The 14,339-nt window shown below is 63.4% G+C and carries 16 protein-coding genes; all 16 read left to right on the top strand.

Features of this window, described 5'->3' with window-relative positions:
• Positions 1 to 38: 38 nt before the first annotated feature.
• The 16 genes from XAXN_RS06955 (at position 39) to XAXN_RS06880 (ending at position 14,322) form a co-directional block, all read left to right on the top strand.
• The gene (locus XAXN_RS06955) at positions 39 to 1,238 is read left to right on the top strand and encodes a flagellin (RefSeq protein ID WP_042822348.1); all 1,200 of its coding nucleotides are present in this window, start codon (positions 39 to 41) and stop codon (positions 1,236 to 1,238) included.
• 275 nt (positions 1,239 to 1,513) lie between these two features.
• Entirely contained in the window at positions 1,514 to 2,839 is a 1,326-nt protein-coding gene (fliD, locus tag XAXN_RS06950) for a flagellar filament capping protein FliD (protein ID WP_054319009.1), read from the top strand.
• 150 nt (positions 2,840 to 2,989) lie between these two features.
• Positions 2,990 to 3,403 (top strand): flagellar export chaperone FliS, encoded by a 414-nt coding sequence (gene fliS, locus XAXN_RS06945; protein WP_054319008.1) that lies wholly within the window; start codon positions 2,990 to 2,992, stop codon positions 3,401 to 3,403.
• An 8-nt stretch (positions 3,404 to 3,411) separates the two neighbouring features.
• The gene (locus tag XAXN_RS06940; RefSeq protein ID WP_054319007.1) at positions 3,412 to 3,705 is read left to right on the top strand and encodes a hypothetical protein; all 294 of its coding nucleotides are present in this window, start codon (positions 3,412 to 3,414) and stop codon (positions 3,703 to 3,705) included.
• Entirely contained in the window at positions 3,705 to 4,271 is a 567-nt protein-coding gene (locus tag XAXN_RS06935; protein WP_054319006.1) for a PilZ domain-containing protein, read from the top strand. The genes XAXN_RS06940 and XAXN_RS06935 overlap by 1 nt, the downstream gene beginning before the upstream one ends.
• A gap of 68 nt (positions 4,272 to 4,339) precedes the next feature.
• The gene (locus tag XAXN_RS06930; RefSeq protein WP_003482986.1) at positions 4,340 to 4,972 is read left to right on the top strand and encodes a response regulator transcription factor; all 633 of its coding nucleotides are present in this window, start codon (positions 4,340 to 4,342) and stop codon (positions 4,970 to 4,972) included.
• A 216-nt stretch (positions 4,973 to 5,188) separates the two neighbouring features.
• The gene (gene rpoN, locus XAXN_RS06925) at positions 5,189 to 6,592 is read left to right on the top strand and encodes an RNA polymerase factor sigma-54 (protein ID WP_054319005.1); all 1,404 of its coding nucleotides are present in this window, start codon (positions 5,189 to 5,191) and stop codon (positions 6,590 to 6,592) included.
• 8 nt (positions 6,593 to 6,600) lie between these two features.
• Positions 6,601 to 6,984, top strand: a complete 384-nt coding sequence (locus XAXN_RS06920; protein WP_005997154.1) for a response regulator — start codon at positions 6,601 to 6,603, stop codon at positions 6,982 to 6,984.
• The gene (locus XAXN_RS06915) at positions 6,977 to 8,461 is read left to right on the top strand and encodes a sigma-54 dependent transcriptional regulator (RefSeq protein ID WP_054319004.1); all 1,485 of its coding nucleotides are present in this window, start codon (positions 6,977 to 6,979) and stop codon (positions 8,459 to 8,461) included. Before XAXN_RS06920 ends, XAXN_RS06915 begins: the two co-directional genes overlap by 8 nt.
• A gap of 120 nt (positions 8,462 to 8,581) precedes the next feature.
• Positions 8,582 to 9,691, top strand: coding sequence for a DegT/DnrJ/EryC1/StrS family aminotransferase (locus XAXN_RS06910; RefSeq protein WP_054319003.1), 1,110 nt, complete (start codon positions 8,582 to 8,584; stop codon positions 9,689 to 9,691).
• A 65-nt stretch (positions 9,692 to 9,756) separates the two neighbouring features.
• Complete coding sequence (locus XAXN_RS06905) at positions 9,757 to 9,981, top strand: acyl carrier protein (RefSeq protein ID WP_054319002.1); 225 nt, start codon at positions 9,757 to 9,759, stop codon at positions 9,979 to 9,981.
• A gap of 5 nt (positions 9,982 to 9,986) precedes the next feature.
• On the top strand, positions 9,987 to 11,027 hold the full coding sequence (locus tag XAXN_RS06900; protein ID WP_054319001.1) for a ketoacyl-ACP synthase III: 1,041 nt from the start codon (positions 9,987 to 9,989) through the stop codon (positions 11,025 to 11,027).
• The gene (locus tag XAXN_RS06895; RefSeq protein WP_054319000.1) at positions 11,024 to 11,788 is read left to right on the top strand and encodes an SDR family NAD(P)-dependent oxidoreductase; all 765 of its coding nucleotides are present in this window, start codon (positions 11,024 to 11,026) and stop codon (positions 11,786 to 11,788) included. The genes XAXN_RS06900 and XAXN_RS06895 overlap by 4 nt, the downstream gene beginning before the upstream one ends.
• On the top strand, positions 11,785 to 12,522 hold the full coding sequence (locus XAXN_RS06890; RefSeq protein ID WP_054318999.1) for an SDR family NAD(P)-dependent oxidoreductase: 738 nt from the start codon (positions 11,785 to 11,787) through the stop codon (positions 12,520 to 12,522). The genes XAXN_RS06895 and XAXN_RS06890 overlap by 4 nt, the downstream gene beginning before the upstream one ends.
• Positions 12,519 to 13,163: an acetyltransferase gene (locus tag XAXN_RS06885; RefSeq protein WP_054318998.1), complete on the top strand. Its 645-nt coding sequence runs from the start codon at positions 12,519 to 12,521 to the stop codon at positions 13,161 to 13,163. The genes XAXN_RS06890 and XAXN_RS06885 overlap by 4 nt, the downstream gene beginning before the upstream one ends.
• Before the next feature lie 13 nt (positions 13,164 to 13,176).
• Positions 13,177 to 14,322: an aromatic ring-hydroxylating oxygenase subunit alpha gene (locus tag XAXN_RS06880; RefSeq protein ID WP_054318997.1), complete on the top strand. Its 1,146-nt coding sequence runs from the start codon at positions 13,177 to 13,179 to the stop codon at positions 14,320 to 14,322.
• Positions 14,323 to 14,339 lie beyond the last annotated feature (17 nt).

The following is a 14,339-nucleotide window of genomic DNA, read 5'->3' as shown; positions in this document are numbered from 1 at the left end:
GTCCCCCTTGCCGGAAAAATCGCTTAGGAGAAATCAAAATGGCACAGGTAATCAACACCAACGTAATGTCGCTGAACGCTCAGCGTAACCTCAATACCAACAGCTCCAGCTTGGCGCTGAGCATCCAGCAGCTGTCGTCGGGCAAGCGGATCACCAGCTTTGCCGTGGACGCAGCCGGCGGCGCAATCGCCGAGCGCTTCACTACCCAGATCCGCGGCCTGGACGTTGCCTCGCGCAACGCCAACGACGGCATCTCGCTGTCCCAGACGGCCGAAGGCGCGATGCAGGAAATCGGCAACAACCTGCAGCGTATCCGCGAGCTGTCGGTGCAGTCGGCAAATGCGACCAACTCGTCCACCGACCGCGAGGCGCTGAATTCCGAAGTCAAGCAGCTGACCAGTGAAATCGACCGCGTCGCCAATCAGACCAGCTTCAACGGCACCAAGCTGCTGGACGGCTCGTTCTCCGGCGCGCTGTTCCAGGTCGGTGCAGATGCCGGCCAGACCATCGGTATCAACAGCATCGCCGACGCCAATATCGATACGCTAGGCAAGGCCAACTTCGCCGCCGCCGTTTCCGGCGCTGGCGTCACCGGCACCGCCACCGCGTCCGGTTCGGTCAGCGGCATCAGCCTGTCGTTCAAGGACGCCAGCGGTGCGGCCAAGAGCATGGCCATCGCTGATGTCAAGGTCGCCGCCGGCGACAGCGCTGCCGACGTCAACAAGAAGGTTGCCTCGGCGATCAACGACAAGCTCGACCAGACCGGTATGTACGCCTCGATCAAGAGCGACGGCTCGGTGCAGATCGAATCGCTGAAGGCTGGCCAGGACTTCACCTCGCTGTCGGCTGGTACCTCCAGCGCCGCCGGCATCACCGTCGGCGCCGGCATCACCACCGCGTCAGCCGCTTCCGGCTCCACCGCTTCGACCCTGGGCAGCCTGGATATCTCCACGTTCTCCGGCGCGCAGCAAGCACTGGAAATCGTCGACAAGGCGCTGACCACCGTCAACTCCTCGCGCGCCGACATGGGTGCGGTGCAGAACCGCTTCACCTCCACCATCGCCAACCTGAGCGCAACCTCGGAGAACCTGTCGGCCTCGCGCAGCCGGATCGCCGATACCGACTACGCCAAGACCACCGCCGAACTGACCCGTACGCAGATCCTGCAGCAGGCCGGTACCGCGATGCTGGCCCAGGCCAAGTCGGTTCCGCAGAACGTGCTGAGCCTGCTGCAGTAACTTGCAGTCACCTGCCGCAGCAATGCGGCAGCGCTCCGCAACAGGTCCAAAGCCCCTCTTCGGAGGGGCTTTTTTGTGGCCGCCGCCCTGGCGGAGGGAGTGGCCCGGACGGTTTGTTGACGCAGCCGCCGGATCTTGGCTGGCATGGAACTTGCACTGGTATATCCCGTGAGCGTGATCCAGTACTGCCTCTAAAGTCCTCGCAGATGCGGCCGATACCCGTCACGTAATCCCATGCGTCCGTCTGTTTCGGGCGCCCAGACGAGGAATGCAACATGGCATCGGTGATCAGCACGTCCGCCTCCGGATTGGACATCCCTACCGTGGTGTCCACCCTGGTGTCCCGGCAGAAAGACCCCGAGCAGGCACGCATCAATAAGGCCGGTACCGCTGCGACCACGCAGTTGTCGGCGATCAGCCAGATCAAGAGCAGCATGACCACGCTCAAGTCTGCGCTGGACAAGGTAATCAGCAGCGCCGACACCAATGCTTACAAAGCCACGGTGCCGACCGATGCCGGCTTCACCGCCACCACCACCAGCTCGGCAGCGCCGGGCAACTATTCGGTGGAAGTGGTCTCGCTGGCGACCTCGCAGAAACTGGCCTCCGGTGCATTCACGGCCGATGCCACGGTGGGCAGCGGCACGCTGACGATCGGCTATGGCGACAAGAGCGTCACCGTGGACATCAGCGGCACCGACAAGCTCACCGACATCGCCGCCGCCATCAACAAGGCTGCCGGCGGCAAGGGCGTGACTGCCAGCGTGGTCACCGCCAACGATGGCCAGCACCTGGTCTTCAATGCAGTGGATCCAGGCACCAAGGGCGCGTTGACCATCAGCGCCAGCGACCCCAGCCTGAGCAGCCTCACCTTCGGCGCCGGTGTCACCGGCGGCATGACACAGCAGGTCGCCGCTGCCGATGCGCTGGTGCGCGTGGATGGCTTCGAGCGCACTTCCAGTTCCAACACGATCAGCGACATCGTGCCGGGCGTGGTGCTCAACCTGACCAAGGCCACCGAAGGCACCAAGTTCAACCTGGGCATCGCCGCCGACACCAGCGGCCTGAAGGGCAATCTCACCGCCTTCGCCGCCGCCTATAACACCGCCAATACCTTGCTGGCCAAGAGTAGCGTGTACGACACGGTCACCAAGACCGCCTCGGCGCTGACCGGCGATTCGCTGGTGCGCAGCCTGCAGCAACAACTACGCGGCCAGGTCAGCGGCAACATCAACGAACTCAAGGCCCTGGGCTTGACCATCGACAAGGATGGCGTGATGAGCTTCGACGGCGGCAAGTTTGATACTGCCATCGCCTCCGATGGTGGCGCTGCAGCCGATGTGTTGGGCAAGGACGGCAAGTTCAGCGGCAATCTGACCAAGCTGCTGGACAGCAACGTCAATGCCACCAACGGCACGCTGACCCTGCGCTCGGACAGCTTGAACAAGACCATCAAGGGCTACGAATCGGACCTGGATGACCTTGATGCGCGCATGGAAAAACTCAGCGACCAATACACCGCGCAGTTCGCCGCGATGGACGCCATGATCAGCAAGTTGCAAGGCAGCACCAGCTCGCTCAGTGGCCTGCTGACAAGCTGATTTCCGTGATGCGGATCCTCAAGTCCTGTCAGGGTATTGCCGATATAGGTAAGGCCTATCGTGATTTCGGCCTTGCCTTCCGGCAGGAGCGTCGTCGCAGGAGCGCAGCGCTCCGGGACCAGCGAAGGTCAGCCCATTGAGGAGTCATCCATGTACGGTTCCAATCGTCAATATGCCGAGCAATACCGCAAGGTCGGCGTGGCCACCAGCGTGACCGAAGCCGATCCGCATAAGCTGGTCTCGCTGCTGTTTGCCGGCGCTTGCCAGCGCATTCGTCTTGCCCAGGCCTGCCTGGCGCAGGGTGACCAGGCGCGCAAGGGCAAGGCCATCGGCGAGGCTTGCGCCATCGTCGGTCATTTGAACGGCTCGCTCGATCACCAAGCCGGTGGCGAGATCGCTGGTAACCTCTCGGCCCTGTACGACTACGTGATGCAGCGGCTGACCGCGGCCAACCTGCACAACGACGAGACCGCGTTGACCGAAGCGCTGGGGTTGCTCAGCGAAATCGACTCGGCGTGGAACTCCATCCCCCTCGAACAACGCGGCCTTTCCGCCGTTTCGTGAGTCCTGCCATGCATAGCGTGCAAAGCCTTCAAGCAGAAATCGCCGACCTTCGCCTGGCCATGGCGCAAGAGGAGTTCGAGGCGATGCCGCAGATGCTGGACAACCACGACCTGCACCTGCGCGAATACGCGCAGCAGGTGGACATCCAGCAGGACCGGAACGCCCTGCAGGCCTTGCTCGCCATGCACCAGGATTTGATGCGGATGATGCGCGAGCGGCAGCGCAAGCTGCTGGAGCTGATCCGCGCACAGCGCACATCATCGTCGGCCAGCCGCGCCTACGCGCGGGTCGGACGGATCTGATGAGCACGCTCGGCACACTCGCGCCATCGGCCGATGCCGAGCTGTTTGCCGACACGCTCAGTTGCCAATTGCAGTTACCGGCCGGCTTCCGCGCCGGGAGCGATGCCGGCGCGCACAGCGCCGCTGAAACCCTGTTGCGCAGTCTCGGCCAGGTCGAAGACCTGCGCAGCGAAGAAACCAGCGAAGACCGCGGCGAGCTGCCGCTGCTGGTGCAGCGCATGGACGCCAAACTGGATTTGATGCTGGCGCTGATCGGCCGCCTGGTGCGCCAGGGCGACAGCGGCCTGAGCCAGGGAATGGTGCACTGGTCGGTGCGTGGGATCCGCCTGAGTTGCGCAACCAGCCACCCGCCGGGCACAGCCGGCAGCGTTTGCCTGCAGCCATCCGATTGGCTTCCTGAACTCGTACAGCTTCCTGCCACCGTGCTGGCGAACGCGAGCGACGGCCATGATGTCTGGCTGTGGCTGCGGTTTGCTCCGCTCGCCCCGGGTCTGCAGGACGCCCTGGAACGCCATCTGTTTCGCTTGCACCGCCGTCAGATCGCCGACGCCCGCCGCCAGCGTTGATTCGATAGTTGGCGCCGGGCGCCGGGTCAGCTAAGGTGCCCTTTACTGAAAAAGGTCTCTTCTGCGCCGTGCGAGTCATCATCGTCGACGATCACACCCTTGTCCGTGCCGGCCTGTCCAGGCTGCTGCAAACCTTCGCCGGCATCGATGTCGTGGGCGAAGCCAGCAACGCGCAACAAGCCCTGGACATGACGTCCCTGCACCGGCCCGACCTGGTGCTGATGGACCTGTCCTTGCCCGGCCGCAGCGGCCTGGATGCCATGACCGACGTGCTGCGCGCCGCGCCGCGCACGCACGTGGTGATGATGTCGATGCACGACGACCCGGTGCATGTGCGCGACGCGCTCGATCGCGGCGCGGTCGGCTTCGTGGTCAAGGACGCCGCTCCACTGGAACTGGAATTGGCGTTGCGCGCTGCCGCCGCCGGCCAGGTGTTCCTGAGCCCGCAGATCTCGTCCAAGATGATTGCGCCGATGCTGGGCCGCGAGAAGCCGGTCGGCATTGCCGCACTGTCGCCGCGTCAGCGCGAGATCCTGCGCGAAATCGGCCGCGGCCAGAGCAACAAGGAAATCGCCGCCGACTTGGGCATCAGCGTCAAGACCGTGGAAACCCACCGCGCCCGCATGATGGAATCGCTCGGGTGCCGTCGCGCCAACGATCTGGTGCTGCTGGCGGCCAAGCATCACAACGAGCTGGTCTGACGCACCAAGCCGGGAGCGCGTGGCCAGCGACGGTTGAAACAGTGACGGGATTCTAGGGGGCATGCTTGAGCCCGTCTGCAACGTCAGGAAGTTCCCGACAAGCTGTCGAGAAAATCACGATTCACCTCACCTGACTCCCTGATTAGAAACCCGTCGCGTTGTCCTGCAAGATGCATTCCATCGCTGCTGCATGCAGCGCCCATCGGAAGCGCTTCCATGAAGACGACCATTTCCGCCCAGCTTGGCCAGCAACTGCACCTCACCCCGCAGTTGCTGCAGTCGATCCGTCTGTTGCAGTTGGACGGCATGCAATTGGAACTGGAAATCCGTCGTGCCCTGGAAACCAATCCGTTGCTGGAGTTGGAAGAGCTGGCCGATAACGGGGACGAGGCCGCCACCAACAACGATGGCGCCACCGATATCGCGGCGTTCGACGAGCTGCCGGAAAGCACGATGTGGGACGTGCAGAGCAGCAGTTGGAATGACGGGGACGACGATCGCATGCAGCGCGTGGCCGCCGGCGAGTCGACCGACCCGCATGTGCGCATCCTGCGCGAGCTGGCGCTGGACCTGGACGAGGCGGCGTTGGGGGCCGCTACGTTCTGGCTGGAGCAGACCGACGACGCCGGTTATCTAACCGAAGCGCTGTCGACGCTGCGACAGCTGGGCGCCACCCGTCTGGGCATGACCGTGCAGGCGGTCGAAGCGATCCGGCAGCGGTTGCTGCACGGCGACCCGGCCGGCCTGGCCGCCTGCGATCTGCGCGAGTGCCTGCAGGCCCAGTTGAGCGCCCTGCCCGGTCGCGTGCCGGCACGCCATCTTGCTGCGCGCATCCTCGACGGCGATCTGGAGCTGCTGGCCGCGCACGACTACACGGTGCTGGCACGCGCGCACGATGCCGAAGTGGACGATGCGCGCGAAGCGGTGCGGCTGATCCTGTCGCTGCAACCGCGCCCGGGCGACGACCTGCTGCAGGAAAGCAATGCCAGCGTGATCGCGGATGTGCTCGCCTGGCATGCCGACGGCAGCTGGCGCGTCGCACTCAACCCGGCCACCACCCATCGCGTCAGCATCAATCCGGTGCACGAACGCGCGCTGGCCGAAGCCGGCGAAGCCGCGCAGCCATTGCGCGACATGCTGCAGGAAGCGCGCTGGCTGACCCGCGGGCTGTCGATGCGCTATGAGACCCTGCTGCGCGCCACACGCGCCATCGTCGAGCGCCAGGCCGCCTTCCTGGCGCGTGGCGAAGAAGCGATGGCACCGTTGACACTGAAGGAAATCGCCGACGAGATCGGCATGCACGAATCGACCATTTCGCGCATCACCACCGGCAAATACATCCAGACCCCACGCGGCACCTTCGAGCTCAAGCACTTCTTCGCCGTGCGGCTGGAAGGCGCCAGCGTCTCCGGCCAGGCCGTCAAGGCGATGGTGCGCCGCTTGATCGAAAGCGAGCCGGCCGGACGGCCGCTGGCCGACGAGGCCATTGCCGGTTTGTTGTCGCGGCAAGGCGTTAACATTGCGCGCCGCACCGTGGCCAAGTACCGCGAACAACTTGATATCGCACCGGCACGCGAGCGCCGCCGCACCACTAAACCGCTGCTTGCCCGGGCAGGATAAGGACTACTATGAGCAAACTCACCGTGCTGCTGGTCGACGACCACGAGGGCTTCATCAACGCTGCGATGCGTCATTTTCGCAAGGTCGAGTGGCTCAATATCGTGGGCAGCGCCGCCAATGGGCTGGAAGCGATCGAGCGCTCTGAGTCGCTGCGCCCCAATGTCGTGCTGATGGACCTGGCCATGCCGGAAATGGGCGGGCTGCAGGCCACGCGTCTGATCAAGACGCAGGACGATCCGCCGTATATTGTCATCGCGAGCCACTTCGATGATGCCGAGCATCGTGAACACGCTCTTCGCGCGGGTGCTGACAATTTTGTCAGCAAGCTGTCCTATATCCAGGAAGTCATGCCAATCCTGGAGGGCCTGACGGAAGGAGCCAGGAATGAGTGAGTCCCGCATTCTGTTGATCGACAGTGACGCCGTGCGCGCCGAGCGCACCGTGTCGCTGCTCGAGTTCATGGACTTCAATCCCCGCTGGGTCACCGACGGCGCCGACATCAATCCTTGCCGTCACCGCCACGATGAGTGGATGGCGGTGATGGTGGGTTCGGCGCAGGACGCTGCACAGGCCGACAAATTCTTCGACTGGCTGGCCGATGCCAAGCTGCCGCCGCCAGTGCTGCTGATGGAAGGCAGCCCGAGCGCGTTTGCGCAGGCCCACGGCCTGCACGAAGCCAATGTGTGGGCCTTGGACACTCCCCTGCGTCATGCGCAGCTGGAGGCCTTGTTGCGTCGCGCAAGCCTCAAGCGGCTGGACGCCGAGCACCAGGCCGGCGTGCAGCAAGACTCGGGCCCGACCGGCAACAGCGAAGCGGTGACCCGCCTGCGCCGGCTGATCGACCAGGTGGCTGCGTTCGACACCACCGTGCTGGTGCTGGGCGAATCGGGAACCGGCAAGGAAGTGGTGGCGCGCGCCATCCATCAGCATTCGCCGCGGCGCGACGGGCCGTTTGTGGCGATCAACTGCGGCGCGATACCGCCGGATCTGCTGGAAAGCGAACTGTTCGGCCACGAAAAAGGCGCCTTCACCGGTGCGCTGACCACCCGCAAGGGTCGCTTCGAGATGGCCGAAGGCGGCACGCTGCTGCTGGACGAAATTGGCGACATGAGCCTGCCGATGCAGGTCAAGCTTCTACGCGTGCTGCAGGAGCGCAGCTTCGAACGCGTTGGCGGCGGACAGACCATCCGCTGCAATGTGCGCGTGATTGCGGCGACCCACCGCAATCTGGAATCGCGCATCAGCGATGGCCAGTTCCGCGAGGACCTGTTCTATCGTCTCAATGTGTTTCCGATCGAAATGCCGGCACTGCGCGAGCGCGTGGACGATCTGGCCATGCTGGTGCAGACCATTGCGGGCCAGCTGGCACGCACCGGTCGCGGTGAAGTGCGCTTTGCCGACGAGGCACTGCAGGCGCTGCGCAGCTACGATTGGCCCGGCAATGTGCGCGAGCTGACCAATCTGGTCGAGCGCCTGGCCGTGCTGCATCCCGGCGGGCTGGTGCGGGTGCAGGATCTGCCGGCGCGGTACCGCGGCGATTTCGCTTCGGCCATTCCGGTCGAGCTGCCGCCGGAGCCGGAGTTGGTCGCCGCGCCCGCCGACGCCGCAGCGCTGCCCAGCAATGTGGTGACGCTGCAGCCCAAGCCTACCGATGCCGAACCGACCTCGGCAGCCAGCCTGCCAGACGACGGCATCGACCTGCGCGGGCACATGGCCAACATCGAACTGGCGCTGATCAACGAGGCGCTGGAACGTACCCAGGGCGTGGTCGCCCATGCGGCGCAACTGCTAGGCCTGCGTCGCACCACCCTGGTCGAAAAGCTGCGCAAGTACGGCATCGACCGCGAACAGACCGAGTTGGCGAACTGAGCATGCCGACGCACGTGAGGTTCCGCTCGCTGGCATAGCGCTTGCTTCCTCCGGGGTAGACCGCCCGCGGCCATCGGCTGCGGCGGAATCCCGACATCCACCCGCACCAGCGAGGCATTGATGCCCATCCCCGTCACCAGTCCGCTGCTGCCGCCGCTGGAAGAATTTCTGCCCTATCTGGAGCGGATCTGGACCAGCCGCATCGTCAGCAACGGTGGCGAGATGCACCATGCCCTCGAACGCGCGCTCTGCGAGTACCTGGGCGTTCCGCACCTGGCATTGCTGACCAACGGCACTACCGCCCTGATCACCGCGCTGCAGGCACTGCGCATCACCGGTGAAGTGATCACCACCCCCTACTCGTTCGTTGCCACCGCGCATTCGCTGTTATGGAAAAGCATCACCCCGGTGTTCGTGGACATCGACCCGGTGACGCTCAACATGGACCCTTCGAAGATCGAAGCGGCCATCACCCCGCAGACCACCGCGATCATGCCGGTGCATTGCTATGGCACTGCCTGCGATACGATAGCCATCACGCGGATTGCCGACATCTACAATCTCAAGGTGATCTACGACGCCGCACATGCGTTCGGGGTGCGCGACGATGGCGGGTCGATCCTGCGTCACGGCGACCTGAGCGTGTTGAGCTTCCATGCGACCAAGGTCTTCAACACCTTCGAAGGCGGCGCAATTGTCTGTCCCGACGAAAAGACCTATCAGCGCATCGAGCATCTGAAGAACTTCGGCTTTGTCGACGAGACCACGGTGGTGGCACCGGGCATCAACGGCAAAATGAACGAGATCAGCGCCGCGTTCGGCCTGTTGCAGCTCAAGCACATCGACAACGCCATCGCCCAGCGCAGCGCCATCGATGCGCAGTACCGTCAGCGGTTGGGCGATGTACGCGGCATTCACTGCGTTGCGCGGCCCGATCACTCCACGCCCAACTACGCGTACTTTCCGATCCTGGTGCAGGACGATTACCCGCTGGCGCGCGATGCGCTATACCAATTGATGCGCGAGCACGGCATTCTGGTACGACGTTACTTCTATCCATTGATCAGCGACTTCCCGATGTATCGCGCCCTGCCCTCATCGGCGCCGGCATGGCTGCCGGTGGCGCGTTCGGTGGCGGCGCAGGTGCTGTGCCTGCCGATCTTTCCCGGTTTGACCCGCGACCAGGTCGATACCATTGCCGATCTGATTGCCGGCCAACAGGCAACATGATCGCAACACGCTGCACCTGCATTCCAGACTCCCATTTTTTTCAACAGGCAACCAGGCGAGACCGCATGACCCAGGCAACGTTTATCGAGAACTTCCTCTCCGCCACCGACTTCCAGGAACCGGTGGAGGTCACGCTGGACACCGTGCTGCTGGAATTGCCGGAATGGGATTCGCTGGCCGCGCTCGGCGTGATCGTCATGTTCGACATGGAATACAGCAAGACCATCACCGGCGAAGATCTCACCGCCGCCGTTACCGTGGGCGATCTCTACAAACTGACCGAGGCGTAAGCACCATGCCGACCTCCACGCTGCACAATGTTCGCTTTGCCGGCATGGCGACCTGCGTGCCCAAGCGCGTGGTGTCCAATCTCACCGATTGCCGGCCGCAGATCCGTTCCGAGCGCGAGCGCCTGGTGCGCAACATCGGCATCGAGACCCGCCGCATGGCGTCGGACTGGCAGTGTTTTTCCGACCTGGCCTTCGATGCGACTGAGGTGCTGCTGGAGAAACTGCAGTGGAAGCGCGAGGAGATCGATGCACTGATCGTGGTGACCCAGTGGCCGGATTACCCGATCCCGGCCACTGCCATCATTCTGCAGGATCGGCTGGGGCTATCGCATGCCACCGTCGCATTCGACGTCAATCTGGGCTGCTCGGCCTACCCCTTCGGCATCAACCTGCTCGGCTCGATGATCGCCGCCGGCGGCGTCAAGAAGGGCCTGCTGCTGGTCGGCGACCGCAGCGCCAACCTGGAAGACCCGATCTTCTCCGACTCCGGCACCGCCACGGCGTTGGAGTTCAGTGCCGACGCCCCGCCGATGTATTTCGACCTCAACAGCGATGGCAGCGGCTACAAGGCCATCATTCTGCCGGTCGGTGGTCAACGCGAACCGGTCGCCATGCAGCACCTGATGCCATTCCGCGAAGAACCCGACGGCCCGTGGCGCCGCGGTGTGGACCTCATCCTGGACGGCGTGGCGGTGTTGAGTTTTTCCACCCAGCGCATTCCACCGGCGGTGCAAAAGCTGCTCGACTACACCGGTGTTTCCAAGGATGAGATCGATTACTTCGTATTCCATCAAGCCAACCGCATGATCAATGAGACCATCCGCAAGAAGCTTGGTCTTCCGGTAGAAAAGGTACCCTCCACGCTGCGCGACTTTGGCAACTCTAGCGGCGCCTCGCTGCCGGTGACCATGACCGTGCGCATTAACAAAGAGCTGGAATCCGGACCCAAGCGAATATTGCTGTGCGGCTTCGGCATCGGGCTTTCTTGGGGTAGCTGTCTGGTGGATATCGAGGGTGCTGTGTTTCCGGATCTAATCGAATCGTGAGTATTGCCCCCGACCCCTTCTCGCTCACCGGCAAACGCATTCTCATCACCGGTGCCTCCTCGGGTATCGGCCGCCAGATCGCCATTTCCTGCGCCGAACTTGGTGCCCAGCTGGCGATCAGCGGGCGCGACCACGCGCGGCTGGCCTCGACCTTGGAGGCGTTGGCGGGCAAAGGGCACATTGCAATCGTGGCAGACCTTGACCGGCAGGAGGACATTGATCGCCTGGTCGCCGACGTCGGCGTGTTGGACGGGATGGCGCACGCGGCCGGGATTTCCCGGCTGGTTCCGATGCGCTTGGTCAATCGGGCGCATTTGAACGACATCTTCTCCAGCAACACATTCGCACCGATGCTGCTGACTCGTGGCCTGCTGGCTAAGAAACGCATCGCCGCAAACGGCTCGCTGGTGTTCGTCGCTTCGGTCGCCTCGCATATCGGGCCAATGGCTAGCAGCGCGTACGCGGCCAGCAAAAGTGCCCTACTCGGCATGGTGAGATCGCTGGCGCAGGAAGTTGCCAGGAACGGCATCCGCGCCAACTGTATTGCCCCAGGTTACGTGCGCACACCGCTGCTAGTTGGCCTGCAAGGCAGCGGCGGCAATATGGAAGGTCTGTTTGAACTGACACCGCTCGGCATGGGCGAGCCAGAGGACGTCGCCTACGCCGCCGCCTTCCTGCTGGCCGATGCGAGTCGCTGGATCACGCGCAACTATTTCGTGGTGGATGGCGGCCTCACCGTGCCGATGGACATCTACGCATGAACACACCGGCACACACTGCGTTTTCGCTCAACGGCAAAAAGATCCTGGTGACGGGAGCGTCGTCGGGGTTGGGGCGGCAAATCGCCATTGCTTGCGCTCAGCGAGGCGCCCGCATCGTTCTCGCTGGACGCGACAAAGACCGTCTCGCGCAGACCCAGGCGCAGCTGCAGGGCACGGGCCACGTTGGCATGCTCGGCGACCTGACCAGCGCCGCCGATCGCGAAGCACTGGCTGCTGCAGCGGGTGCGACGGTACATGGTCTGGTGCACTGCGCTGGCATGCAGAAGCATTGCCCGATCCGGCAGCTGACCGAGGCGGCGATGACCGAGATGTATACGGTCAATTTTCTCGCTCCGGTGATGCTGACGCAGCGCCTACTGCAGTCCAATGCCATCGCCCCGCAGGGCTCGATCATATTCATGCTATCCACTGCCGCGCACCTCGGCACGCGTGGCGTAGGGCCGTACTCGGCGATGAAAGCCGGGCTCATCGGCATCATCAAATGCCTGGCGCTCGAACAGGCCAAACGCACGATCCGGGTCAACGGCATTTCTCCGTCCGCCGTAGACACTCCGATATGGGGCGCAGACCAACTCGATGCGCAGAAAGCGCGGCATCCGCTGGGCCTGGGTGAACCACAGGACGTAGCCAACGCCGCAATCTATCTGCTGGCCGACGCCAGCCGTTGGGTCACTGGGACCAGCCTGGTGATGGATGGCGGCTCGATCCTATGACCCACCCAGTTTTGATTATTGGCGCCGGCGGATGGGGTCGCGAGGTCCTGGCGCAGATGCAGGGCGATCCCGCATGCGGAACGCAGTGGCGTCCGGTGGGATTTCTCGACACGCGCCCGCAGATGCTGGACGGTCTGGGCTGCGACCTAACCATCGTCGGCAGCCCGCTCGCGTACCAGCCACGGGACGAAGAACGCTTCGTGTGCGCAATCGGCGATCCGCATTCGCGCCAGCGCTATGCGCAGCCATTGCTCGCGCAAGGCGCGCAATTCATTCCGATCCTCACCGGCGCGTTCCTGAGCCCGCGCGTGCACATCGGCCAGGGCTGTTTCGTGTGCCACCGCGTGCAGCTCAGCCCCGACGTGTGGCTGGGCGACTTCGTCAACGTGCAGGCCAACGCCATGCTAGGCCACGATGTCCATGTCGGCGACTACGCGCAGATCGGGGCAATGACTTTCGTCGGCGGCGGCGCACGCATCGGTGAGCACGCCATCGTGCACCCGCACGCCACCATCCTGCCCGGTATCCGCATCGGCGACGGTGCAGTGGTCGGTGCTGGTGCAGTCGTGGTGAAGGATATGCCAGCAGGCGCCAGCGTGTTTGGCAACCCGGCGCGGGTCATTTACCAGAAGGATTCATGAGGAAGCCACGCCAATGCGTTCGCGAATGCACCCCAGCTACTACCTATCGACGGACATCTTCGCCCGCGAACAGCGCAAGATCTTCCACAAGGTCTGGCTGTTCGCCGGCCTCAAAACGCTGCTCCTCGACAACAACTGCTTCGTCACCCGAAGGCTCGCTGGCATTCCGGTTCTGGTACAGAACTTCCAGGGCCGCCTGCGTGCGTTCGAGAACGTCTGCCTGCACCGCAGCGCACTGCTACAAACCACTGCGGTGGGAAAACGCCCGTTAGTCTGCCCGTATCACGCATGGAAGTACGATGCCGAAGGTCGGGTCGAGAATATCCCCGAATGCGATGCCATTTATGGCTTCAGCGAAGACGAACGGCGTGGTCTGAAGCTGCGAGAGTTCGCCTTGCGTCAGGTGGGCAACCTGCTGTTCGTCAACCTCGATCCAAATCCCATGCCCATCGAGGAGCAGTTTTCGCCAGACTTCATCGCCTTGCTGGAAAGTAGTTCCAACGCCTACGACACCGAGGTCATGGTGACCACATGGCATGGCCGGTACAACTGGAAGCTCGCCTACGAGAATCTTCGGGATGCCAATCACCCGCGCTTCGTCCACCCCAAGACCCTGGCCAAGAGTGTCAGCTTCGTTGCCGAGGTAAACGAAGGACTAGCCAAGGAGTCCACGGAAGCGTTGCAAGACAGCTCGCCCGCAGCCTTGAGGCACGAAATGCGCCGCTTCAGTTTCGGCGGCCCGGAAGCCCCCATCACCAACCTCAAGCACTTCGGTTGGCAGGATAAAGTGGAACGCTGGGGCGAGCAGGACGCCTACTTCAACTGGTTGGCCTTCCCGAACATGCATATCGCCAGTTCCAACGGCGGCTATTCTTTCACGCTGGAACACCACATCCCCATCGCTCCTGACCGGACCGATCTGGAAATCTATTGGTTTAGCGCACGCAAGAAACAGCCTTACGGTTCTTCCAGCCAAGTGCTACTGGCACAGATGCACGGCAGCAAGGTGGTGGTGGGCGAAGACGTGGACATCATGGAACGGGTGCAGGCCGCATTGCACACGGACGCTCCGATACCCACCCAGGGCGCCTATGAATCCATGAATCGCCTGGTCGAACGCTGGTACACGCTGCTGATGGAGACCGAACATGAGATCTAGGGCAACGCTGATCAAGT

The sequence above is a fragment of the Xanthomonas axonopodis genome, assembly GCF_001304695.1.
GTDB classification, from domain to species: Bacteria; Pseudomonadota; Gammaproteobacteria; order Xanthomonadales; family Xanthomonadaceae; genus Xanthomonas; species Xanthomonas axonopodis.
The sequence above is the reverse complement of the archived record's forward strand: the minus strand, read 5'-3'. Positions and strand labels throughout refer to the sequence as shown.